The organism is Proteus vulgaris, from assembly GCF_016239305.1.
Taxonomy (GTDB): Bacteria; Pseudomonadota; Gammaproteobacteria; order Enterobacterales; family Enterobacteriaceae; genus Proteus; species Proteus vulgaris_C.
On record NZ_JAEHOQ010000009.1, the window covers coordinates 80,605 to 104,878 of the forward strand.

At 40.6% G+C, this 24,274-nt stretch carries 18 protein-coding genes; 6 read left to right on the forward strand and 12 right to left on the reverse strand.

Annotation, left to right across the window (positions count from 1 at the left end):
- Positions 1-18: 18 nt before the first annotated feature.
- From JEP40_RS08780 to JEP40_RS08805, 6 genes are read right to left on the reverse strand one after another with little or no spacing between them, the layout of a single operon-like run.
- Positions 19-480 carry a tripartite tricarboxylate transporter TctB family protein gene (locus JEP40_RS08780; protein WP_198623242.1) on the reverse strand — a complete coding sequence of 154 codons (462 nt, stop codon included), beginning with the start codon at positions 478-480 and terminating at the stop codon, positions 19-21.
- A gap of 55 nt (positions 481-535) precedes the next feature.
- The gene (locus JEP40_RS08785) at positions 536-1,510 is read right to left on the reverse strand and encodes a tripartite tricarboxylate transporter substrate binding protein (RefSeq protein WP_232799213.1); all 975 of its coding nucleotides are present in this window, start codon (positions 1,508-1,510) and stop codon (positions 536-538) included.
- A 20-nt stretch (positions 1,511-1,530) separates the two neighbouring features.
- Positions 1,531-2,583 carry a sialidase family protein gene (locus tag JEP40_RS08790; protein ID WP_198623244.1) on the reverse strand — a complete coding sequence of 351 codons (1,053 nt, stop codon included), beginning with the start codon at positions 2,581-2,583 and terminating at the stop codon, positions 1,531-1,533.
- A 20-nt stretch (positions 2,584-2,603) separates the two neighbouring features.
- Positions 2,604-3,533, reverse strand: coding sequence for a dihydrodipicolinate synthase family protein (locus JEP40_RS08795; protein WP_198623245.1), 930 nt, complete (start codon positions 3,531-3,533; stop codon positions 2,604-2,606).
- A gap of 10 nt (positions 3,534-3,543) precedes the next feature.
- The gene (locus tag JEP40_RS08800; protein WP_198623246.1) at positions 3,544-5,190 is read right to left on the reverse strand and encodes a signal transduction protein; all 1,647 of its coding nucleotides are present in this window, start codon (positions 5,188-5,190) and stop codon (positions 3,544-3,546) included.
- A 50-nt stretch (positions 5,191-5,240) separates the two neighbouring features.
- Positions 5,241-6,827: an FGGY-family carbohydrate kinase gene (locus JEP40_RS08805; protein WP_198623247.1), complete on the reverse strand. Its 1,587-nt coding sequence runs from the start codon at positions 6,825-6,827 to the stop codon at positions 5,241-5,243.
- 438 nt (positions 6,828-7,265) lie between these two features.
- On the opposite strand from JEP40_RS08805, the gene JEP40_RS08810 reads away from it, so the two are divergent.
- Positions 7,266-7,694 (forward strand): hypothetical protein, encoded by a 429-nt coding sequence (locus JEP40_RS08810; protein WP_198623248.1) that lies wholly within the window; start codon positions 7,266-7,268, stop codon positions 7,692-7,694.
- A gap of 51 nt (positions 7,695-7,745) precedes the next feature.
- Here the strand turns inward: JEP40_RS08810 and JEP40_RS08815 are convergent, their stop codons facing one another.
- The 6 genes from JEP40_RS08815 to JEP40_RS08840 all read right to left on the reverse strand — a co-directional run bounded on the left by JEP40_RS08815 (position 7,746) and on the right by JEP40_RS08840 (position 13,549).
- Positions 7,746-8,498, reverse strand: a complete 753-nt coding sequence (locus JEP40_RS08815; RefSeq protein WP_198623249.1) for an ABC transporter ATP-binding protein — start codon at positions 8,496-8,498, stop codon at positions 7,746-7,748.
- 24 nt (positions 8,499-8,522) lie between these two features.
- On the reverse strand, positions 8,523-9,338 hold the full coding sequence (locus JEP40_RS08820; RefSeq protein ID WP_198623250.1) for an ABC transporter ATP-binding protein: 816 nt from the start codon (positions 9,336-9,338) through the stop codon (positions 8,523-8,525).
- Positions 9,316-10,185: a nickel/cobalt ABC transporter permease gene (gene opp1C / locus JEP40_RS08825; protein ID WP_198623251.1), complete on the reverse strand. Its 870-nt coding sequence runs from the start codon at positions 10,183-10,185 to the stop codon at positions 9,316-9,318. Before opp1C ends, JEP40_RS08820 begins: the two co-directional genes overlap by 23 nt.
- 2 nt (positions 10,186-10,187) lie before the next feature.
- Positions 10,188-11,114, reverse strand: coding sequence for a nickel/cobalt ABC transporter permease (opp1B, locus tag JEP40_RS08830; RefSeq protein ID WP_198623252.1), 927 nt, complete (start codon positions 11,112-11,114; stop codon positions 10,188-10,190).
- A 62-nt stretch (positions 11,115-11,176) separates the two neighbouring features.
- Complete coding sequence (gene nikA / locus JEP40_RS08835; RefSeq protein WP_198623253.1) at positions 11,177-12,751, reverse strand: nickel ABC transporter substrate-binding protein; 1,575 nt, start codon at positions 12,749-12,751, stop codon at positions 11,177-11,179.
- 15 nt (positions 12,752-12,766) lie between these two features.
- Complete coding sequence (locus JEP40_RS08840) at positions 12,767-13,549, reverse strand: class I SAM-dependent methyltransferase (protein WP_198623254.1); 783 nt, start codon at positions 13,547-13,549, stop codon at positions 12,767-12,769.
- A gap of 434 nt (positions 13,550-13,983) precedes the next feature.
- Here JEP40_RS08840 and JEP40_RS08845 point away from each other — a divergent pair, with 434 nt between their 5' ends.
- From JEP40_RS08845 to JEP40_RS08865, 5 genes are all read left to right on the forward strand, one after another.
- Positions 13,984-15,507: a vWA domain-containing protein gene (locus tag JEP40_RS08845; RefSeq protein ID WP_198623255.1), complete on the forward strand. Its 1,524-nt coding sequence runs from the start codon at positions 13,984-13,986 to the stop codon at positions 15,505-15,507.
- A gap of 567 nt (positions 15,508-16,074) precedes the next feature.
- Positions 16,075-17,550 carry an SrfA family protein gene (locus tag JEP40_RS08850; protein ID WP_198623256.1) on the forward strand — a complete coding sequence of 492 codons (1,476 nt, stop codon included), beginning with the start codon at positions 16,075-16,077 and terminating at the stop codon, positions 17,548-17,550.
- A gap of 3 nt (positions 17,551-17,553) precedes the next feature.
- On the forward strand, positions 17,554-20,538 hold the full coding sequence (locus JEP40_RS08855; protein WP_198623257.1) for a virulence factor SrfB: 2,985 nt from the start codon (positions 17,554-17,556) through the stop codon (positions 20,536-20,538).
- Between the two features lie 2 nt (positions 20,539-20,540).
- Positions 20,541-23,249, forward strand: coding sequence for a putative virulence factor (locus tag JEP40_RS08860; RefSeq protein WP_232799214.1), 2,709 nt, complete (start codon positions 20,541-20,543; stop codon positions 23,247-23,249).
- Between the two features lie 3 nt (positions 23,250-23,252).
- Positions 23,253-24,266, forward strand: coding sequence for a hypothetical protein (locus tag JEP40_RS08865; protein ID WP_198623259.1), 1,014 nt, complete (start codon positions 23,253-23,255; stop codon positions 24,264-24,266).
- Positions 24,267-24,274: the final 8 nt, after the last annotated feature.

Genomic DNA, 24,274 nt, shown 5'->3' on the forward strand with positions numbered 1-24,274 from the left:
CAAAGCTCCTTTCCTGCTTTATTCAAGAAAAACAGGGATTGGTAGAGGTGAATTGAACAGGAGTTCAAAGAAAAGATACGACATCACCACAATCGCAATAGGAACCACGATAAGTAAGATCTTTTTGCGTTCATTCATCAACCACATAATGATTGGGATAAGGAGCAATGATGAAACAATGAATCCTAAGAAATATAAGCCTACTGCGTAGAATATTAATAAAAATCCTAAACCATAAGCCCGTTTAACAGCCGTCGAACTTAAATCAACAGAGCGGTGGACGTGTTTTGCTTTATCTATAATTACACTGATCCACTGAAAAATCCCCAGTAAAATAAACAAGATAGCTAAACCATAGGGCCAAAAACGCTCCCCAGGTACACCATACTCGTCAAATATGCTCATATCACGGGAGAGGTAGATAATAAGTAGCCCAAAAGCTACTGAAATCGCACCGATGATGGTATTACTTTTTGTCATGTCGGGATCTCCCTGACCAACCCTATCCGCCTAAACGGATAGGGTGGTATCACTATTATTTCTTCAGTGTCGCCGCGATGAGCTCAGCGTACATTTCGTGGTCTTCTTTCATCATTTGGTAAGCATCATCACCAGTGATAAACACCGGCATAATACCCTGTTTTTTCAACGCTTCTTGATAAGCTGGTTTTTGAACCACTTCAGAGAATGCGCCTACTAACTCATTTTTCACGTTATCAGGTATACCTGCGGTTGTTGCTAATACAGCCCAAGCTCGCATTTTCACGTTGGTATCTAACTTCAGTGCTTCTTTGAATGTGGGTACTTCTGGAATAAGAGGGAAACGACGTTCATCCATCACACCCAGAACACGTAATAAGCCACCATCAACGTGTGATTTTACTGCGCCTGGAGTAGTTAATACGCCATCAATATGATCACCTAATAAAGCTGCGATTGATGGGCCTGTACCTTCGTTATAAGGAATGTGGTTAAATTTAGTTCCTGTAGTACGTTCAATATTCACACCTGCAAGATGGAAAATAGCGCCCATACCAGAGTTACCAATTTTTAGTTTTCCTGGATTCGCTTTTGCTCCATCAACAAAATCTTGTAGTGTTTTATAAGGTGAATTGGCATTGACGACTAATACAACAGGATCCGCAATAGTGGTGGCAATCGGAGTAAAGTCTTTATAAGTCACTGGCGATTTCCCTTGATGAGGGAACATTGCCAACTCAACCGTTGTCATCACTAATTTCGTGCCATCTGGACGCGCATTAGCTACTTCAATCAGCCCCGTTAAACCATTACCTGTTGGTTTATTGATAGGAACAAAAATACGACCTGCAGGCATCACATCTTTAGCAAACTCTGCAATAGTACGTGCAGATGTATCAGTACCACCGCCCGGATTTTTCGGGATAATCACATCAATATTTTTTGTAGGATACGTTAACTGTTGGGCGACTGCATTCCCCATGCCCAGTGTCATCGTAATCGCCAACGCTGCGAGTAGACTCTTTTTCATAAAACCCTTTCTCCACATTTTTATTGAGTAGCTATTAATTGCTGATAAACAATGTTTTTTCGATTCCAAGTAAAGGTCACGTGTAGGGTATTGTTTTCAGCAATAATAGCCGGATATGAAAATTCGCCTTCCCCATCGAGTAAATCGAATGGTTCAGACCAAGTACTGCCATTATCGGATGAAAGACTGACAGAGATGGGATAACGACGACTCCAGTTACCTGAGTTCGGGTTATACACCAATGCCAGTTGACCATCTGCGAAGGAGACGACATCAATGCCGCTATTATTATTTGGTAATATTGTTGCATAAGCTGGACACCAACTGCGCCCATAATCCGTTGAATCGCTACGATAAATAGTACCGCGCGTACTCCGCATCATGGCATGCACATGCCCAGGCCGGGATTCCCATAGTGTTGGCTGTATCACGCCGTCCCATTGAAAAACGCGTTGTAGATCAGTCTCCCATAAGGCATCGTCCTTTAAACCCTGCCAGATTTCATGTTCCGTTTGCCCACCTTTATGGTGTTCAATCGGAATATCCACTCGCAACCAGTGTTGACCGTCGTCACTCGATATATCGACAAACGCATCCCAGAATTGGTCATCCTCAACCGACCCTGGTGCCAACCACTCGCCATTCGACATCACTAACACTTTGTTCTTCACAGGACCTCTAGGTGCTACATCACCAGAAACCAATTCACTCGGTAAACTCCAGCTATTTCCGCCATCCTTCGAGATAACGTATTGGGTCGTCCAACTATGTACATCGGGACCCGTTTTATAAAACAGCCAGATATTACCTGTTGATGGGTCAACATGTAAAACTGGATTCCAGTGCGCAACACCTGGATTTTTAACAACAGGCTGAGCGTGTTGCCAGCCATCACCCTCTTTTATCACCAGCCAGATAGCCGTATTTCCGCTACCTTCTTTATCGCCAGCAAAAAAAGCGGTTAACAAACGCTCAGAGTTAGGCACACGCACAATCGTTGAAGCATGGCAGTGATTAAAAAGTGAATGTGCGTTATCAAGCACAAACTGGGTTTCCTTCATCACGAAAGGCATATTCCTACTCCTGTCTTAAATTAATCTAACGAAAGCCATTTTTTCATGTTTTCACCCAAAGCAGTCATGCTATTGACGGCAGAGGGGAAAAATGAGTTTTCAAACTGACTGCTGTTACGGGAACGGCAGACCAGAGTGCTGAAGTTACCAATCAGACGCTGATGATATTTAGCGCATGCTGGGTAATCCAGTGTTTCGGTCATCGCTGCTGTTGATAAATAATCAGCTAACACTGCAGCCTGCTCTGGTTTATCCTTCCAATTCTCATAAAGCCAAACATAAAGCTCTGGATGGAAGTTAGCCATAACACCGCTATATGCCTGACATCCCGCTTGGAATGACGCTAATAACGTTTGACTGTTTGCATTCGCTAAGTGCAAGCGAGTTCCTTTTGATAATGCTAAACGACGCTCTATCATTGGTAGAGAACAGCAGGTATCTTTAATAAAAGTAAAGCGATTACTTTGTGCACACCACTCTACAATCTCTTCAGATAGCAAGCGTTTGTAAGGATGAGGGCATTCATAAATACCCAAATCAATCTCTTTTGGTACCACATTGGTTAAGACTTGCAGTGTTTCCAACGCCTTATCATCTGACTCCCCGACTAAAGCCAAGCGGTTACTGATCATAATGACGCCATCGACGCCCGTACCTGACATTGCCTGCAGTTGTTCTTTTTGCTGACTTAATGCAGTTGCAGTATGACCAGAAGCGACTACAGGTACTCTTCCATCTGCTTTTTCAACGATAAAGCGGGTAAGTGCTTGAGTTTCCTCGTCACTTAAATAAAACATTTCGCTTGATTGGCAGGCGGCAAAAAGTCCATGTACACCAGAATCGATATACCAGTCTACAAGACGCTCTAACGACGCCCAATCAATCTCCCCTTTGGCATCAAAGGGGGTTAGCATAACAGGCCAAACACCGACGTATTTTTGCTGGCTCATCATCAATTCCTTACAGTAAGTTAATGGCATCGCCTGCCACTTTCACTTGAATACCTTGAGTCAATGCTTGAGCAACAAAAGCTTTAAGCACAAACGCCAATTTATCTTCATCAATGTAAGCCACGGTAATGTGATTACTTTGATGTCCCGCCATAAGGTCATCACGCGTTACACCATCTAACGTACAGTTTAATAATGGCCATTCGTAGTTGGTTGCTCTACGGCGACGTTCAAATTCTGCTTCAGGTAATTCTACCGCCACACCCGTACCGATATGCATAATCACATCAGTGCCTTCATAGTGTGCACGACCCCATAACAAGCGCCCTGCCTTACCTTGACCTGCGATAGTTGAACCTCCTTTAGGGAAGAACATTGCCGGCTGACGATAACCTGTTGCACCTTTTAAGCCACCTTTGAGGTGTTCAAAAGGAACCGATCCTGAAATCTCCATATCCCAGTAGAATGTTCCTTCGTACTCACTACCCCAACGAATATCATGTAGTGTAGTTTCTGCCGGTAACCCTAATGATGTTAATAAACGCCATAACATCGTTTGAGGAATAGCCGTACCCATATCCACTTCATTGATACAAGGAATTGGTGTGTTAGGGCAGATAATCTCGCCGTTTTCATCTGGTAGTGGGAAACGTGCTGTTGAACCAATAGCACCTTCGGCAAAGTCAGACGCTGGGCAACAATCTTTTAAGCCCTGCTGATATTGCACACCCACCGCAGTTAAACCAAAACGTTTTACGAAACGCGCCATTGCAATCATCATGGCGCACTGCTCCATCACTTGCTCACGAGTGAGTTCAGTTTTGTCATCTTGACCAAACATAAACGTCATCCCGTTATCTTCGTACCACTGTAAACATGCCTCTCTTAATTCTGTTGGTACTTTCGCCATTTCGACCAGTAACGCAGATTGAGAAAGGGATTCAATTGGCATACCAATATTGATCATGGCCTGTTGTGGGAAGACCCCGTTAATCATTCCCATACAGAATGTATCGAACAAACCTATTATTTCTTTATTTTTAATTATGTATTCGCCGACTTTACGACCCACTTCACCGGCTTCTGTCGCCATTACCCTGTGTGTTGGCGCAATCTCTGTAAGATAGTTAAGCTTATGATTTACATAGCCATATTTTAGCCAAGTTGCTAAACCATCTACAAAGAATTCATCTTCAAACTCTTCTGACCATAAACGTGAATAATTTTTACCTAAACTGGTCATCGTGCCCGCTAAACACAACATACCCACCAGACCCGGCCATGTACCATCAAAGTTAGCCAGCAGTAAAATAGGACCACGATGGTGTGCTAAGGAAGAAGCAATATGGTGTGAATATTGCCATGCGGTTAATAACACGATAACCGGAGCATCAGGATCGATGGCGGCAAACATGTCGCAACCTTCACGCTGACTACTGATAAAACCATGGCCACGAGCTTCATTAATTTCATGAGCACGCTTCATTTTGTAACCTTGGGCTTCTAATGCCACGGCCAGTTTATCTTCAAATTTTTTCTGTACAGGCCAGCAAGTTACGTTTGCAGGCTCACGTAAGTCTGCGTTAGTAACCATCAAGATCTCTTTCTGACCTGCTGTGATAGTTGTCGGTAATTTTGGTAGATTTAAGTTCAACATAAGATATCCCTGGTAAGGTAAACTCGGTTCATAATCGGAAAAATTAGTGGTCAGCAATCTGACATCATTTCGTTATAACGCTGCTGATCTTGATACATTTGCAAATAAACTTGATATTTAGCCTGATGGAAGGCAAACGTGTCGCTATCTGGTGTGATAATGCCACCTTCTCGTACCATTGCACTGGCAGCTTTTGAGAAATCATCAAAGGCTTTACACGCTACAGCACCTAATAATGCAGCCCCTAAATTCACCGCATCTTCCTCTTGTGCTAAATGAATTTCACGACCTGTCGCATTGGCATATTCACGTAGCCACAATGGATTTTTCGTTGCGCCACCACACATCACGATGCGATTGATTTGATGTCCAGCATCTTCAAGTGTGTCGATAATATGGCGTGTGCCATAAGCAATAGATTGCAGTGTCGCAAGATAATAACGAGCCAATGCAACACGACCACTTTCCAACGTTAACCCGCTTACCATGCCTTTAGCAGCTGGATTGGCACGCGGAGAGCGATTGCCATGATGGTCAGCTAAAACATGAAACTGAGTGGTTGGATATTGCTCATTTTCTTCCAATTCAGCGACGGCTTCGTTTAATAAGGCATAGTAATTAACGCCTTTTTCATTCGCTTCTTGCGCTAATTCAGCCCATGACTCATGACGGCGGATAGACCATTCAACTAACGCACCAGCAGCACTTTGACCGCCTTCGTTTAGCCATAAGCCGGGTAACATCGCGCCAAAGTAAGGTCCCCAAACACCGGGTACCATAATGGGATATTGGCTTACGATCATGTGGCAATTAGACGTACCACTGATAATTGCCAAACTCCCTTCAGGTTGTGATGCTGTTAATGCCAAGCCACCCGCATGCGCGTCAATAATGCCAGAAGCAACAATGACACCCGTGTGCAAGCCAAATGCATTGGCAACCGATTCATCTAAACAACCCGCTTGTTCACCTAATGCCAAAATGGTTTGTGGTACTTTTTCTAATAATTCATCCAAACCTACATCGGCTAACAAGCTCTCACTAAATTGCCCCTGATGTGCTAAATAGTTCCACTTACAGGTTAATGTACAGGTGCTTGCCACATCCCCTGATGTTGCTTTCCACACTAAAAAGTCAGCTAAATCAAAGAATCGCCATACATTTTGATAACGCTCTGGATAATGATTTTTTAACCACAAAATTTTTGGCAATTCCATTTCAATGCTCACTTCGCCACCGACATATCGCAGTGAAGGATCATTGGTCAGATTGATGGTGACCGTTTCTTGTACGGCTCGGTGATCCATCCACATAATGATATCTTGTTCAGTATTACCACTTGGCGAAACCGAAAGCCCTTTACCTTCTTTATCCACGGCAACCAAAGAACAAGTAGCATCAAAACCGATAGATTTCACATGGATAGGATCAATAGCTGATAACGCCACCGACTCTTTTACGGTAGTGCAGACCTGCTGCCAAATATCGGAGGACGATTGCTCAACGAAATCCGTTTTAGGACGGAATTGAGCAATAGGGCGAACAGAAAAGCCTAAACGCTTTCCATTGCTATCAAATACCGCTGCACGGACACTGGCTGAGCCAACATCAACGCCAATAAAATATTGTTGTTCCATGCGAACCCTCATTATTTGCTAACGCTATGCTAATTTTTGCTACTTCGAGTTAGCAACTTAATTCGAGCATGATGAAAAAACAATCACAATAAGATTGGTTTGTGATGCAGATCTACATCAATAATCTATTAGATTGATTTTATTGATAATTTATTTATTTCACTTTATTGACAATTTAAATGAAGTACTGAATCGATTATGTTCGTTATAAATATAACGAACATTTAATTAATGAGTGAGTAAAAATACTTATTAGAATATTAATAGGCTTATCATAAAATGATTTTATTAAAAGATATCTCACTAATAATTCAAATATTATTCAAAAAAAGAGTAGAACAGTAAAAATAATCATCTTCCTATTGTTATAACTTTCTATTGTTTTATTTTTAATAAGTTAATTTAAATTTATACATACATTTTTTGGAGTATTTAATTATGTTGAAAAATATTGCTGTTAGTTTTTCTTTACTGCTTATTTCCTCTTCTGCTTTTTCAGCAACATTAGCAGAAAAAGAATTACATCAAAAATTTGAAGAGAATATTCAATCCCGTGTTGTTGATTTAAATAAAAGCTGCGATGCCAATATAAAAGTAACTTTTGATTGGTCTGCATTTACTGCTGATGATTTAAAAACAATAGGAGTTGATAGTTATTGTGGCGAGGGACTAAAAGGTGTAATAAATACCTGTGAAAGCTCTAAAGTTGCACAAGAAACAGTAAAAGAAAAAATACAGAATATTACCTGCTCTAAAGCGACACCTCGTAGTATTGAACTCAAAGAAGGTACGCTGAATTTCGGTATTGATTTCAATGCCTCAAATGATGCAAAAGCTGTTCAAGAATACTTAATGAATAATCTCTAAATAGATTAAATTCAGTGAACAGCAATGCTTAATAGTATTGCTGTTTATTAATTAGATAACTGATTGAATAAGTTTTTTAGAATAATCATGCGTGACATTACCTAAGTTATTTATCTCACATAATTCAACCTTTTTGCCTTGTAAAAAGAACATTATTTTATCGCAAAAGTAAGCGACGGTTTGAATATCATGACTGATAAAAAGATAAGATAATTGGAATTCATCTTTTAACTGTTTTAATAAATCTAATATCTGTACTTGAGTAGGAATATCTAATGAACTCAATGCCTCATCTAATACAATCAATTTAGGGTAAGAGGCTAATGCGCGACATAAACATACGCGTTGTGCCTGCCCACCTGAAAGTTCATAAATATAACGTTGATAACAATTTTTAGGTAATCCCACTTTATCTAAAAAAGCAAAAATAAGCTTTTCTAATGCCTGATGATGAATACTTGGATCCACTATTTTTACCGGCTCAGCAATAATTTCGCCAACCGTTAAGGTGGGGTTAACGGATGTTGTATAGTCTTGGAAAACAACACTAATAACACCTTGGCGATGAAGTCGTTTCGTCACCGATTTATTATTCAGATAGATAGCACCACAATCAGGTAATTCTAATCCACAAATTAAACGTGCTAAGGTACTTTTACCACTGCCACTTTCCCCCACTAAACCAAAAGCTTCTTGAGTATTAATATTAAAAGAAAGAGCGTCAATGACCTTCACTTTTTCACCGAATAAAGTGTTATTTCTTTGAGCATAAAACTTACTGATATTCTCAACGTTTAATAACATAGCGTCTCTTTTATTATGATGATATTAATCTGTTTTTTTATTAATCAATTGCTCGAAACGTAATGAAAGCTGTCGCCGTGCATTAATTAAATAACGCGTATATTCCTGCGTTGAAGATGTTAAAACGGTTGTTTTATCACCAAACTCAACCATTTTTCCCCCTTGCATCACGATGATATCATCAGCAATTTCATTAACGAGTCCTAAATCATGGGAAATAAAAATCAGCGTTGAATGGCGAGTCGTTACGACATGCTGGAGCAATTTTAAAATCTCTCGACGAAGAGGTGCATCAAGTGCCGTTGTTGGTTCATCAGCAATTAATAGTTTAGGTGACAAAACGAGCGCAATTGCAATCATCACACGTTGTAACTGTCCGCCACTTAGTTGGTGAGGAAAAGCCTGCATAATAGATTGAAATTGATGAGGAAAAACATGAGATAATGCTAACGCAGCCTCTTCTATGGCTTGCTTTTTAGTATAGGAAAAATGATAGATTAAAGTTTGGCTTATTTGCTTGCCTATTTTCATCAAAGGATCAAACGCACTCATACCATGTTGAACAATTAAACCTAAAGATGTTCCCAATAAAGCTCGGCGTTGAGATAGCATCTCATCACTTATCTTCTTTCCATCAAAGAAAATACGCCCAGACATCACCAATGATCCTGGTAGCAAGCCCATAATGGCTTTACTGATCACACTTTTTCCACTGCCACTTTCGCCAACAATCGCTAATGTGCGCCCTTGCTTTATTGAAAAAGAAATATCCTCGATCAGCGTTTTTCCACTTTCTTTATGAGAAATAGAAACATGCTCAAGCGTCAGTAAGTTGTTCATGCTTTTCTCCTACTGATTGGCGATTATCGGGATCAAACACATCACGTAAAAAGTCTCCCCAAAAGTTAAAGGCGGTGACAACAAGAGTGATAGCAATCCCCGCAGGTAGCATCTGCGCTGGGTGTAATACCATGACATTTTTTGCTTCACTGAGCATATTTCCCCATTCTGGGGTCGGTGGCTGTACGCCTAACCCTAAAAAAGAGAGTGCAGAGATCATTAAAATAACACTGCCAATATCGGTTGATGCTAAGACGATAGTTTCAGCAAAAGTCACAGGTAATAAGTGGCGTCGTAAAATATGGTGAGAAGGCGCACCAATCACGCGAGCGTAAGCAATATAGTTACGGTGTGAATATTGGCGAACAACCCCTCTGATCATTCTGGCATACCATGCCCATTTCACCAAAATAACGGCAATTAAGATATTACCAATGCCCGGCCCCATTATTCCCACTAATGCTAAGATCATAATTTCTGCGGGAAATGATAAAACCACATCACATAATCGCATAATCAATGTATCTGTTTTTCCATGGAAAAATCCAGCTAACATGCCCATTAGCCAACCAATGATTAATGTCACACTCATGGCTAATAAGGCATAAAATACCGTGGTTCTTACTCCAAACAATAACCTTGAAAAGATACAACGCCCTAAATTATCCGTACCTAACGGATAATCAAAACTCATGGGTTTAAATTTCAAACGTATTGAGGTTAATGTGGGATCATGCGGTGCTAACCAAGGAGCAAATATTCCTGCAATAGCCACAATCATGATCACCAATAAGCACAATTGCGCACTTTTATCTTTTGCAAGTCGTTGCCAAAACAGTTGCCACATTATTATCTCCTTAACCGCGGATCAGTCATCATTTGAATAACATCCATCAAAAAGTTAAAAAAGAGAAATAGCAGTGACATCAATAAAATATAGGCCTGTATCATCGGATAATCACGACCAAATATGGCGCTAATACATAGTCGCCCAATTCCCGGCCATGCAAAAATATTTTCAATCACTACTGTGCCAGCAATAAGCTTTGGAATACTCATGCCCAATGCCGTTAAACTGGAATACAGCGAATTACGTAAAATATGGCGACGTAAAATAAGGTTATCGGGTAATCCGCGGGCTTTGGCATAAAAGACATAAGGCTGATGCCATTGATTTAACATCGCCCCTCTTAACAGCCGTAAATAAGTACCGATATAGCCCAAAGAAAGCGCCAATGCAGGCAAAATAACAGATTGTGGCGATAACATTCCACTGACAGGGAGCCAATCTAAATAAACGGCAACTCCCCAAATCAATAGCAATCCCAGCCAATAATTAGGTATAGCTGTTAGAATAAAGACAATAAAACGAATGCTTTTATCTGTAAAACTTTGAGGTTTAATCACACACCACAATGCTAAAGGCAGTGCCAAAATAATCGTAAAGAATAAGGCCGTTGAAGCCAACCAAAGCGTTGGTGGTAATGCTCTTAGCATCTCTTGAATAACTGGGGTTCTAGTAAGAAAAGAAGTACCAAAATCAAGCTGGGATCCTGCCATTAACCATAAAAAATAACGGGTTAAGAAAGGTTTATCTAAACCTAGCTCATGACGCATACCATCAATGGCTTCAGGGGTTGGAACAATTTCATTAACACGTAATGCGACTTCCGCGGGATCAGACGGCGCTAATTCCAACAGAATAAAAGCAATAAATGAAATCATCAGTGCCAGCGGGAATATCGCCAACACTCTCCAGAATATATAACGTAGCATAAGGTTTAATCAGTGTGGCACTTTCATGTAAGGTGCCACACTTGTCTAAGTGAGCGTTTTAATTACGGCTTAAAATGCATTTTTTCAAACGGTATTTCATATTGAGACGGATTAAAGCCAACATTTTCTAATTCACTGCGATGAATAGCCTTAGTGCGTGAATAGGTTAATGGGATATAGACTGCTTGATCAGCTAATGACGTAAATAAGGTTTTATATAATGCCTGACGTCGTGTTTCATCAGGTGTAATTAATAGCTCACCAATCATGGCATCTAATTGCGCTTTATTCGCTAATCCTTTTTGCCCTTGATAATCAGCATGAGCGGGTATTCTAAAAGATGAAACAAAGGAAGCCGGATCGTAAGGTGTTCCCCATGAAAGCGAATATTGTAAATCAAAATCGCCATTTTTTTGTCTATCTAAATAAGCTTGTTTTTCTTCACCTAAAATAGTCAAACCAACGCCAATCTTTTTAAAATCATCTTGAATAAGTTCCGCAATTTCTTTTTCTACTGCGTTATTCACATTATAAGAGAGTAATAATTGCAGTTTCTGACCCTCTTTTTGACGGATAGTCTCACCTTTTGGTAATACCCAGCCCGCAGCCTCTAATAATTCAACCGCTTTTGTAGGCTGGTAAGCATAGATTGGCGAGCTAAAATCACAATAAGGCACACTGCGCGCCATTAAAGTATCTGCGACTTTTTCACTGCCCGCTAAAATACCTTGTGCAATACCCTCTTTATCGACTGCATATTGCAATGCTTGGCGAACATGTTGATTTGATGTCATTGGACGACTACTGTTTAGCACAATAGCACGAGATGCAATTGGCGCACTCATTTCAGTTTTAAATTTATCTGATGCCATAAGGGCTTCAAATGAATCCATATCTAACATGTCACCATCAGCGCCAAATATAAGCTGAATATCACCCTTTTGCAGAGAAAGTAGCATCGTTTGTCGGTCTGGGATCACTCGCCACATTACCCCATTTAATACGGGTTTTTCTCCCCAATAATTTGGGTTAACTTTAAACTCTGCGTATTGGTCTTTTTTATGCTCTGCTAATACCCAAGGCCCCGTACCGATATAGTTTGCGACGCCTGTTTTTGTTTTGCCATTAATAAACGAATTTGGCGAAATAAAACGAAATGGGCGAGTTAAACCTAATTCAGTTAATGTTGGGTAGTAAGGATTTTTTAGATTTAATTTAACGGTAAATTCATCAACGATTTCAACATTATCAATTTGACGAACTAACTCTAACCATGCATGTCGTTCATAGTTATCTAGCACAGCTTCAATATTTAATTTTACAGCTTTGGCATTAAACTGCTCGCCATCACTAAAGGTCACATCATGGCGTAAATAAAAGGTATAACTTTTACCGTCAGGGGAAATATCCCAACGCTCCGCTAAATAAGGTGCAACACCTTTTTCGGTATTTAACACTAAAGATTCAAAGACCATGTTTTGTGCTGCCATCTCACCAGAATAGAGATGGGGATTAATATCACGAATATCTTTTGTACTGGCATAATCCAGTATGTTATTGCTTTTATCTGCAAGTACTGGAAATGCACATGCAAGTGTTAATAACAGGGTCGGGATCACTGAAAATAAAGGCTTCACGTTATTCTCCTTTCATTATTTATACGTTGTTTTTTGTGCGTGGATCATAAACATCGGTGTTGATCCATAATTAATTTTTTCTTCTTCATTCCACACAAAATCACCAATACGGGTATCTATCATGTATCGGTTAAAACCAATCTCTAATAAGGTATTAATGTCCCATTGAGGACGTTTTATTTGACTCAATGGAAGTTGACGCGCAATTCTTTCCATCTCTTTTGTATCAGTGTTCACATAGTGATCTTCCACTTGTTCTTCTATTGAACGAGCTCTATCTGCCACAAAACCTTGCCAATAAGTGTCATCAAAAAGGTGTAAATACCAGTTAGCATCAAAATTAATTAAACTACCGCCTGGCTTTAATACACGAAACCATTCTGAATAAGCCATTTGGGGCGCTTTTAAATTCCAAGTGACATTACGGCTGACAACAAGATCAAACTGTTCATTGGCAAAAGGCAATTGATGCACATCGCCACGAATAAATTGAATATTTACCTGATGTGTTTGTGCATTCTGTTTTGCTTCAAGTAACATGCCTTCGGTTGCATCAATTGCCGTTACATCATGGCCTGATAACGCTAATAAAATGGCAAAAAAACCTGGGCCAGTCCCAATATCTAGTACTTTTAAAGTTTCACCCTCTTTAACGTGCCCCAATAATAAATGACGCCATTTTTGTTGTTTTTCACTCAGCAATTCCTGTTGATTCGACTCACTATAACTTTCTGCCCTGATATTCCAGTAACGAGTTACATCATTAAGTAATGGGTTATTATTTATTTTATTTGTCATCAGAAACCTGCTGTTGTATCAACGTAAAGAGGGGGGAATAAATTCCCTCAAAAGCGAATGATTTGGCTATTTTATAGTGTGGGTAACATACCTTGTAACCCATCGATACTCTATGTGCTATATCAATATTCATCAGCACTCAATGGTGAAAGTTGACTGATGTGTCATCTTCATCTTTAACATAAATGCGCCATCCTAAAGGCTAGAAAGATAAATAAGCAAATAGATTATTTTGCTTGTTAAAATAGAGAAATAAATTGAGCGAATTTAGCAATAAACCAAAATCAAAGTGCTATAAAAATTTATTTTGCCTTAGATTAAAAAAATGAACGCTTTAATTTCACCTTTTTAATAAAACCGTTATAGTCAGTAATATTGATATCTTAAATTTCTCTCTTTAAACGAATATAGCCGTCACAAAGGCTCTCTAAAATATGAATCGAATTTCACGATTAACGGCTGATATTACCCGCGCCGATTTTGCCTTAACCCATCAACAGCAGTTACTTCAATTGCTGACACAACATTTTCCGACTAAGTATCGAGCGTTGTTTGCCACGCCCGAAAAGAAATCGGATGATGTCATTGAATGGTATTCTGCTGTTTCTGGTAATCCTGTTGCTTTGACCTCGTTACAAGGACAAGAACAACAAGAAATAAGACGTATTTTAGATGAACGCCTTAACGATATTAAAACGCAAACAGCGCTATTAGCCTCACAAAACAGAATTACAGATGAAGAGCGTCATCTTTTAGATACGGCATCAACGTTGCCTGATAGCGAAAGTGTCTATGTCATTAATGGACAACCTGTTATTACATGGTGGCCTCGAACAACCCCATTACCGCCACCAATTGCACAAGTTACCGCAGGTGCAAGTGCCGCAGCTGCGGGTGCCGCACTTGCTGATGTACCAGCCAAAACGCGCAATCGCTGGTTACGTTGGTTATTACTTTTCTTATTCTTGCTGTTTTTAATTTTATTAGCATCTTGGCTAAAGGGGTGTTTTGATCCCAAAGCAGTTCCTCCTGTCGAAGAAGAAAAACCTGCTGTCGTAATACCACCAAAACCAGAACCCACACCTGAGCCAGAGCCTATTCCTGAGCCTGTACCAGAACCTATTCCAGAGCCGGTTCCTAAACCCGTTCCAGTACCTGAACCTATCCCTGAGCCAAAACCTGTGCCCAAACCTGTGCCTGTGAAAAAACTCACGCCACTAGAAGCTTGTGTGCAAGATGAATTAAAAAAAGTGGGTGTGACAGAAAAGACAGCTAATACAACTTGTGAAAATCGCTTAGCCAGTAAGATAAAACAAATGTGCCCAGCAGATCGCCCGCCAGAACTGGCACCACAAGTGATTATTATCTTTGATGCTTCAGGCTCAATGGCGTTGAGTATGAATTTAACGGAAGACGATTTAGACTTTATCTCCTCTACAGGACAACTTTTTCCTGGCTATGATGCTGAACCTAGACGGATCACCGTGGCAAGAAATGCGGCAACCAAGATTATTAATAATATTCCTTCAGATATGAAAATTACTACCGTTGTGGCATCAGATTGTGGCGTAGTGAAATCAAGTCCAGCTTATGGTGGCAATGAACGATCAAAATTGCTTAACTATATTAAACGTATTGAACCCGATAGTGGCACACCATTAGCCGAATCTATTCAACGAGCAGGCTCTCTGATCAAAGGCAATAATCGTGACACTATTATTGTCTTATTATCAGACGGTTTAGAGTCTTGCGATCAAGATCCATGCACTGCAGCCAGAACGTTAAAACGTGCTCACCCTCGTGCCATAATTAATGTTGTCGATATCTTAGGTACAGGCGCAGGTAACTGTGTGGCGAACGCAACGGGAGGAAAAGTTTTCACTGCGCGTAATGCCAATGAAGTCAGTTTAATGACTCGAAAAGCGATTGAAGATTATATTCCGAAGAACTGTAAATAATGATTGATTACTATTTTTAATATTTATTTCACCCTCTTTGTTTCAACATTGAGGGTGAAATTTTTCACGTATTACGCGTAATTTATTATTATATTGAAACTAGTAGGTGCTATATCTTATCTATTTAAGATCCATCCTTAATTGCGTATTTCGTTTTTTTCTTATTCTCTCATTATTCAGAATAAACCTATTTTGTGATTATTATCACAACGACTAGATGTTTCTGATGGTTTACCTTTTTATATCTTGTCTTTTTTTTCTTCTATTTCATTATTTTTTAATGTAAAAACCAATATATCGGTGATTTTATCCATATATTTAAGAAAATATAGCGCAACCTGTAAAGTCATTATTTAATTATCATAATATTCTCTCTTCCGCCCAAGAAAAATAAAAAAGTCTTTAATAATAATCAGTTAATTAACCCTAAATAATCCGCTAGATAGACACCAAATTTCTGATAATATAAAATGTATATAAATTTTATATCTTTATTTTTAGCCTTAAAGCCTATTTACGGATAAGCCAACTTACCCATAGATAATCTTGCCTAGCGGAATGATCGTCGTGAATAAAGCATTCTTACGAAGTGGTAAATTAGAAAGTTACCTCCCTATGGGAGAAAATGGACAGGCTGTTTATATCTCTGCATTGCAGCTACGTGAAACTCTGCGTTTAAGAGGAAAGGCTCATATTTCTCAATGTCTTGCCATTCCTCAGCCGAATGAAACAGGCGAACGTATTGATTGGTATTCACCGATTGACGGCTCTGTTATCCCTTGGTCTGCGGCTTCTGAAGAGGAACGTACTGCTGCTTATGCTGTGCTGAGAAAAAATCAAGATGATTTAATCGCCTTTAGCGAACAAGAACAGCAAAGGGCTGGAAATAAAGAAAGCCAACTTTTTGGCGCACTCCTCAGTAAAACAATCCAATTTCCTGACGAAAACCATATTTTTATTGTTGATGGCCAACCCATTATGACTTTTTGGGGATTTGTAAATGCCAATCAACAACTGAGAGTTGACCCTGTCGCTTGTTTAAAACCAGTTGTTGCACCTATTACGCCAACATCCCCCGTTAATTCACCAGTGCAAGAAAAAGTCATCATTGCTGACACTAAGCGCCCTTGGTGGCGTTTTTTATGGTGGCTATTACCTTTATTATTACTTCTACTCGTCATTTTCTTCTTAAGAGGCTGTTTTTCAACGCCAACGTTACCTACGGTCGATATTAAAACACCCGATATTGAAGTACCTAAATTGCCAGATCCTACGCTTGAAAAGCCAAAAGTCCCTACAGTGGTGACTAATGGTCATACGGTTGGTGTAACGACAGGAACGGTTAACACAGGAACACTGGGTACTGTTGATGCTAATGGGAAAGTCATTGATGGTGTTATTGATACAGGCACTGGTGTTGATCCTAATACGGGTTTACCTGTGGTTGACCCTCAAACAGATAATAATCAAGGTGCTTTACCTGAAGGAACAGCACCCGATAATGCGCAACAACCCAATGTACCTCCGGTTGATCCTGCAACACAAAATGAGCAACCGAAAACAGATACCTCTCAAAGTTCAGAGAATGATAGTAATACCGCCAACCCCCCGGTTGATCCTAATGCACCACCGGATGTCACGCCACCAGCTACAGCTGATAACACAACACCACTGACTATTCCTGCAAATGCGTTGGCCAATGGCTCAACCCAATTTCTTAACGGCCAATGGAAAGCCGGTGCGGGTATTCAAGATCAAAAAACAGGTAAACCACTGAGCCTGAACTATCAATTAGATAATGGCAAAGGACAAGTCGTAATGACGCGCAGTGATGGCGTGACCTGTAAAGCCCCTGTGAACGCAGCCGTCAATCAAGGCGGGCTGAATATTAATAACCAAGGTCAGGCTCTGTGTAGTGATGGCTCGAACTATTTGATGCCAAATATTATTTGCCAACCAGGAAGCCAAAATATTGCTGATTGCCAAGGGAAATATGAGAACAGTCAGCCATTCCCATTATCAATGAAGCGGGAGAATAATTAATTCATGTTAGCGCCACTGACCGATTATAAAGATAAAATTACCCTTATCCGTGACAGCAATATTCAGTTTCTGGATTTTGGTTTTACGCTACCACAGCGCAAAGAGTACGGTGAGTTTGTTAAAAAAGGTGAAAACGGCCCGTTAATGCGACTCATCTATAATGAGCGAGACGATAACTATCTTTATCCAGCACCGAAAAATCAACCACAAACGCCCAGAGAAGCAGAATTTAGCTTCTCTCTTGATGAGTCATTAAATTTACTCAATGACACTTGGTTGCCTGTGCCATTTTTCCGCTTTAATCCGCCACGTTCATTCTCTCAAGGCCCAGATAACTGGGTGAGAATGATGTTCCATCAATTGCCAGAGCCAGATGAAGACGGGCATACACATCGCATTGTGGTGGCTTTTGATACTCGCATTGAACCCAATCGTACTAATACAGCTTATCTAGCACCAAACGAAGAAGATGTTCGCTCTGGTGTTGCTTTCGCACTAGCCTATCTAGGTTATGAGGTAGAAAATTTCCTTGAAACACCTTGGATTGATGGTTGGTTAAAGGAAGTCTTTAGTGAAAGAGCGCTGGCGGTCACTAAGATATACCACGATGAACTTGAAGAAGCGCTCAAAGAGTTTCAGCATCAAGCTCATTATCTGAATTTGCTCAATATCTTAGGTGAGAAACTCCACTTACCTGAAATCAAAATTAATGAAACCAAACCGCAAGAGCCCGCCATTGAAGTTGACCTTATCCTTGATGTGGGTAACTCACGTACATGTGGGATCTTAATTGAAGATCACATCAATGATAATAAAGGGTTAACTCAACTTTATGAAATGACGTTGCGTGACTTAAGCCACCCTTATCAAATCTACAACGAGCCTTTTGAAAGCCGTGTTGAATTTGCGCAAGCGGAATTTGGTAAACAAGACTTTTCAGTCAATAGTGGCCGTAATAACGCCTTTATGTGGCCAACGATTGGCCGCGTTGGCCCTGAAGCTAACCGCATGGCAGCACAACGCTTAGGAACCGAAGGCTCAACAGGTATTTCAAGCCCTAAACGTTATTTATGGGATGATTCGCCATATTCTCCAGGTTGGCGCTTTAGTCGCTCTTTTGGTCAAACAGACAGAGAGCCATTAGCAACCGCTGTACCTATGACCTATTTACTTAACGATCACGGTGAACCGTTATTCCGTTTAGAGCCTGATGATCGTATGCCTGTCTTTACACCAAACTACACACGCAGTTCATTAATGACCATGATGTTAACCGAAGTGTTAGCTCAGGCATTAACACAAATGAACAGCCCTGCTCAGCGTCTTAAAATGAGCCATGCAAGTGCACCTCGTCAATTACGTAATATTATTTTGACTATTCCACCCGCTATGCCAAAACCAGAGCGTGCTATTTTTGAGACATGCATGGAAAACGCATTAGGGCTAATTTGGAAAGCAATGAATTGGGATCCGACTGACGAAAAACTGAATTTTGATGGCAAAGATGCCCAATGTCGTATACCAATGCCTAATATCCACGTTAAATGGGATGAAGCCACTTGTGGTCAGTTAGTTTATCTTTATAACGAAACTCAAATTAAATTTGGTGAGCGCACTGAAGCCTTTTTTGCTAGCCAAGTGCGTGAAGATAACCGCGCATTAACAGGGGATAGCACGTTAAAGATTGCCTCAATTGATATTGGTGGTGGCACAACCGATCTCGTTATCACACGCTATAAGCTGGATATGGGAACAGGAAGTAACGTCAAAATTATTCCAACACAATTATTCCGCGAAGGGTTCAAAATTGCGGGTGATGATATTTTATTAGATATCATCCAGATTTGTGTTTTGCCTGCATTACGCACAGCATTAACAGATGCTGGTATTTCTGATGCCGATGCCCTGATGTCTTCTCTTTTTGGTAGTGAAGGTTTAGATGCGGGTCAGCAAGTGTTGCGTCAACAGCTTACCTTACAAATCTTCAATCCAATTGGATTACGTATTTTAAGCCAATATGAAAACTTCGATCCATTAGTGCCTCATGAAGGTATTAACAGCACCTTTGGCGAATTGCTAGATGTCCAGCCAACAGAGCATGTGCGACGTTATATTGACGATGCCGCCAATAAAGAATTGGGTGGCGGAGATAGTTTCTCTATCTTGAATGTGCCGGTGCAAATTAACTTTACGCAACTGCACGCTGAATTTATTTCAGGTGAACGTATTAACATCACTCGTAGTTTAAAAGCGCTGTGTGAGGTGCTTTATTACTACTCCTGTGATGTTTTACTGCTCACTGGTCGCCCTTCTCGCTTACCGGGTATTCAAGCACTATTAAAAGTATTACAGCCTGTACCACCTTCTCGTATATTGCCATTACATGGTTACAAAACGGGTGGTTGGTATCCGTTCAACAAAAAAGGCCGCATTGACGACCCAAAATCAACAGCAGCGGTCGGTGCGATGCTGTGTTTAATGGCTGAAAATGCACGTTTGCTCAACTTTTATTTCTCGACAGGTAACTTTAAAACTTACTCAACAGTACGTTATTTAGGGATGTTAGATAATAACAATACGATTTCTGATAATGACGTTTATTACCGAGATATTCAGGATAAGTTTGAGCCTGATCCAGATACCTATTTTGAAGTCAGAGGCGGGATACGCTTAGGTTTCCGTCAATTAGATAACGCCCGTTGGCCAGCCTCACCACTCTATACATTACGCATTAAAAATCCGAAATTGGCACAACAATTAAGCCAAGAAGACAGCGTATTGCATATCAAACTAGGAGAAGAGCGCGGAGCCTCTAGCCATAATAATGACAATAAATCTGAAAAATTACGGATTGAAGAAATGGAACTCATTAATGGCAAGGGTGGCGTTAATAAGAGTGGTTTAAGCTTCAAACTCAATACGTTAGCAGACAGTGGCATTGGTGAAACATCCTATTGGCTGGATAGCGGGAGTGTACTAGGTAAATGAATATGATGGATGAAAAACAGTTAACAGCTAAATGGGATGCCATTTATCAAGGCGCAGGCAAAGCCATTGATTGGGTTAGCGCGGTAAGGGGTAATGCACCTCGTTTAAATACAGAAGCCGATAGCCTTATCTATCGTCTGCGTCGTAGCCGTAATATGGCAAAGAACCTCAGCTTAGCGACCCAACGCCCAATGTCAGTCGGCTTTTTTGGTCTGTCTCAGGCAGGAAAATCATACCTGATCTCAGCTCTTGCGGCAGGGCAAGAAGGTCGTTTAAGAACAAGCATGTCAGGTAAAACGCTTGATTTTATCGACCATATCAACCCACCAGGGGGCGGTAAAGAGGCGACAGGATTAGTCACCCGCTTTAGTCGCAAAGCAACGAAAGGCACACAAGAATTTCCTGTAGAGTTACACCTTTTTAGCGAAATTGAAATTGTTAAGATCCTTGCTAATGCTTATCTGTATGACTTTAATCAGGAAAAAATTGATTTTGAGTTAGATGAGGAAAAAATTTCTCGTTTAATCAATTCATTAAGCTCTCAGTGCAGTGCTACTGCTGTCGCAGGTATTACGCACGATGATGTCGTTTCATTATGGGATTACCTGCAACGTCACGCCGAAAAAAGCCAGAAAAAATTAGCAACAACCTATTGGCCTAGAGCAATTGAATTAGCGCCTTATCTCAGCATAGCCCAACGTGCCAAGTTATTTTCAGTGTTATGGGGCGACATTGCAGAACTGACATCGGCTTATCAGCGTTTTAGTACCACACTTGCCTCTTTAGGCAATGCACCATTGGTTTTGGCTCCACTTTCTTCTTTAGTCAAAGAACAAGACGGTGTGTTAGTACAAAACGACAGTATTATGAACGTAGATATGTTAGAGCGTCTTAATACTGCCAATGATAGCCAGATCAGCATTTGTCCGGTTCATGGTGATCGTATTGATGCCCCTGTTACCCTTTCTTTAGCGGAACTGACTGCACTCACTGTTGAATTAGTCGTACCGTTATTAGATGCACCAAGCAAAACGCTGTTTGAACAGGTTGAGCTACTGGATTTTCCAGGCTATCGCGGACGTTTGGGGGTTGAGACCATGGCGGATGTGCGTCGTCAAGTCAATGATGATAGCGCAAACCCACTTGCTCAACTTATCCTTCGAGGTAAAGTCGCCTATCTGTTTGAACGTTATACCGATAACCAAGAAATGAATGTGCTGGTGGTTTGTACCGCATCAAACAAACAATCAGATGTAAAAGAAGTCGGTGCAGTACTCACAGAATGGATCAATAACACGCAAGGTAAAGATGCACAAACTCGTGCTAAACGCCCTTCTGGCTTGATTTGGGCGATGACCATGTTTGATATGCGTATTACCAACTCCTTAACCATGAATGAAGCGTTATTACGCCAATCATGGGGTAAAGGAGGCATGATAAAAATGGCTATGTTAGAGCGCTTTGGTCAATACGAATGGATGTCATCGGATTGGATTAATGGCGAAGCATTTAATAACACCTTCTTAGTACGTAAGCCGGGCGTGCCCACACCGTTTATTCAAATCAGTAATGGCAAAGAAACAGTTCTAAATGAAGACAGTGTTTCACAATTACATCTGATGAAAAAAACCTTTGCTGAAGATGAAACTGTCCAACGTTATATTCGTGAGCCAGACCAAGCATGGGATGCCATGTTGTCGCTTAACGATGGTGGTATGCAACGCCTTGCTGATTATCTTGAAACCGTTGCCTTAAAATCACTAAAACTTGAACGTATCAGTGAGCAATTGCAAGAAATTCAACGTGATTTAATTGGTCATCATCTTGAAAAATGGTATCAATCAGGTGGTGAAGAGGAGCTACAAGTAAAACGCCGTAATGCCGCGACTATTTTGCGCTTTATGCAAAGTCGCCCTTATTTACAAGGCGCGTTACTCGATTACCTGTTGCCTTCTCGCAAATCTCTCTACGACCTGTATATGCAGGAAAAAGAGGTTATTGATACCCTTTCAGACAACCAAAAAACGACGCAAGCTCCTGTTTCTGCCTTTGCTGCTATGGAACAACCGACTTTTGATCTCTTTAGCGATGCGCCAATCTCTTTAGTGCCAGAAGAAGATGAAGCCCCCAAAGGCCACGGCAATGAGGTTACCTACCCTAAAAAGGTGATGGCATTATGGATAAACCATCTGCGTAGTCTGCCTGATAACAGTACATTGTTAACCTATTTAGGTATCGACCAAGAAATTATGGTGCTGTTAGTTGATGAACTTATTACAGCTATCAATCGTCTTGGTGTTGAACAACGTATGCTGAAAACCCTAGCGGGTACTGAAGCCATTGCTCGTCGTGATGACTTAGCCGAACAGCAGTCATCTCGTGTATATAATGTACTAGGTGATTTTATTACTTGGTTTAATTTCAAAGATAATGGTGTTGAAAAACCAGAGAGTAAAATCAACGCTGGTCATAAAATTTTTGAAAGACCTGATAACACAAGCGTGCAATGGGGTGATGATGAGCGTTTAGTCCGCTTACCAGTCAATCCTGTTAACTATACTCTTTTATTTGTGATTGATTGGCTTATCGCGTTATCCGCGATTATTACTGAGAATGCTGGACATTCTGCGGGAAGAGAGATCAGTGCTGAACAAAATGCACAGTTAGGCCAAATCATTCAAACCATGAAATCATCCGTCGTGGAGTCATAATTCGTGTTTAATCCAGAATTAAAACCCGTACAACCTGCTCGTCCTGGCTTTGCGGTATTAAGTATTCGTAATTGGGAAGGTGATGCTTCCCCTGTTTATTTAAGTATTCAGCGTAACCAAGATCGCTATTTCTTAAATGATAAAGGGGAATGGGTAGGTAATGCCTTTTTCCACCAGCTTTCTCTTGAAGATGCCGATGATGGCTATCAAATCGTTCTTGATAAAACGTTAGTTGATCCCCTTGTTAGCAACTTACAAATGGCCTATCAATTTACGCTAAAAGACGATAATGAAACACAAGATATTGGCCGACTACGTATTCGTGATGGTGTATTAGCCTCTCAAGCACAAGGTCAAAGCGAAGCATTAAAATCAACGGCTACATTAGATAATCAAGCCATTCCGCCTGCCCACATTGTCGAAACATCACCGGAGCCATCACCTGAGCCTGAGTCAATCAAAGAGCCAGAGCCTGAGCCAATTATTCCTGAAATTAAAGTAGATGAACCACCACAACGACCAACACCATCTGCACCGAAAAAATCTAAAATTGGTTTAATTTTAGCGATTATCCTGATCTTAATTTTAGCGGGTATCTTAACGTGGTTCTTCTTACTAAGAGGCAATCCTGCAGGCGAACCAGCACCACAACCGACACCTGAGCCATCAACACCAAGTGTGTGTAGTGTTGAAAATATGAAATCAGGTACTGCGCTCGCTTTTGTACAAAGTTGTATACAGAGCCAACCAGACAGTAAAACTATTCTTACTACGATTGAACAAGCCAAACAGAACAATCAATGTGACGTTGCTCAGCGTTTATATGCATATAAAGCGCAATCAGGTGATGTTGAAATCGCACTCAATTATGCTCGTGAATACGATCCAGAAACAGCATCAGCACAAGGTTGCTTTGGTGCAGACAAAGAAACGGCCATTTATTGGTACGAAGCTGTTCTTAATCATGACTCACAAAACAGTGACGCAAAAGCGCGTCTTGAAGCACTGAAAAAATAGGAAAGTCG

Bases quoted from the DNA above. Each gene is read 5' to 3' on its own strand.
- JEP40_RS08780 (WP_198623242.1), bottom strand. From the start codon at position 480: ATGACAAAAAGTAATACCATCATCGGTGCGATTTCAGTAGCTTTTGGG.
- JEP40_RS08785 (WP_232799213.1), bottom strand. From the start codon at position 1,510: ATGAAAAAGAGTCTACTCGCAGCGTTGGCGATTACGATGACACTGGGC.
- JEP40_RS08790 (WP_198623244.1), bottom strand. From the start codon at position 2,583: ATGCCTTTCGTGATGAAGGAAACCCAGTTTGTGCTTGATAACGCACAT.
- JEP40_RS08795 (WP_198623245.1), bottom strand. From the start codon at position 3,533: ATGAGCCAGCAAAAATACGTCGGTGTTTGGCCTGTTATGCTAACCCCC.
- JEP40_RS08800 (WP_198623246.1), bottom strand. From the start codon at position 5,190: ATGTTGAACTTAAATCTACCAAAATTACCGACAACTATCACAGCAGGT.
- JEP40_RS08805 (WP_198623247.1), bottom strand. From the start codon at position 6,827: ATGGAACAACAATATTTTATTGGCGTTGATGTTGGCTCAGCCAGTGTC.
- JEP40_RS08810 (WP_198623248.1), top strand. From the start codon at position 7,266: ATGTTGAAAAATATTGCTGTTAGTTTTTCTTTACTGCTTATTTCCTCT.
- JEP40_RS08815 (WP_198623249.1), bottom strand. From the start codon at position 8,498: ATGTTATTAAACGTTGAGAATATCAGTAAGTTTTATGCTCAAAGAAAT.
- JEP40_RS08820 (WP_198623250.1), bottom strand. From the start codon at position 9,338: ATGAACAACTTACTGACGCTTGAGCATGTTTCTATTTCTCATAAAGAA.
- opp1C (WP_198623251.1), bottom strand. From the start codon at position 10,185: ATGTGGCAACTGTTTTGGCAACGACTTGCAAAAGATAAAAGTGCGCAA.
- opp1B (WP_198623252.1), bottom strand. From the start codon at position 11,114: ATGCTACGTTATATATTCTGGAGAGTGTTGGCGATATTCCCGCTGGCA.
- JEP40_RS08840 (WP_198623254.1), bottom strand. From the start codon at position 13,549: ATGACAAATAAAATAAATAATAACCCATTACTTAATGATGTAACTCGT.
- JEP40_RS08845 (WP_198623255.1), top strand. From the start codon at position 13,984: ATGAATCGAATTTCACGATTAACGGCTGATATTACCCGCGCCGATTTT.
- JEP40_RS08855 (WP_198623257.1), top strand. From the start codon at position 17,554: ATGTTAGCGCCACTGACCGATTATAAAGATAAAATTACCCTTATCCGT.
- JEP40_RS08860 (WP_232799214.1), top strand. From the start codon at position 20,541: ATGATGGATGAAAAACAGTTAACAGCTAAATGGGATGCCATTTATCAA.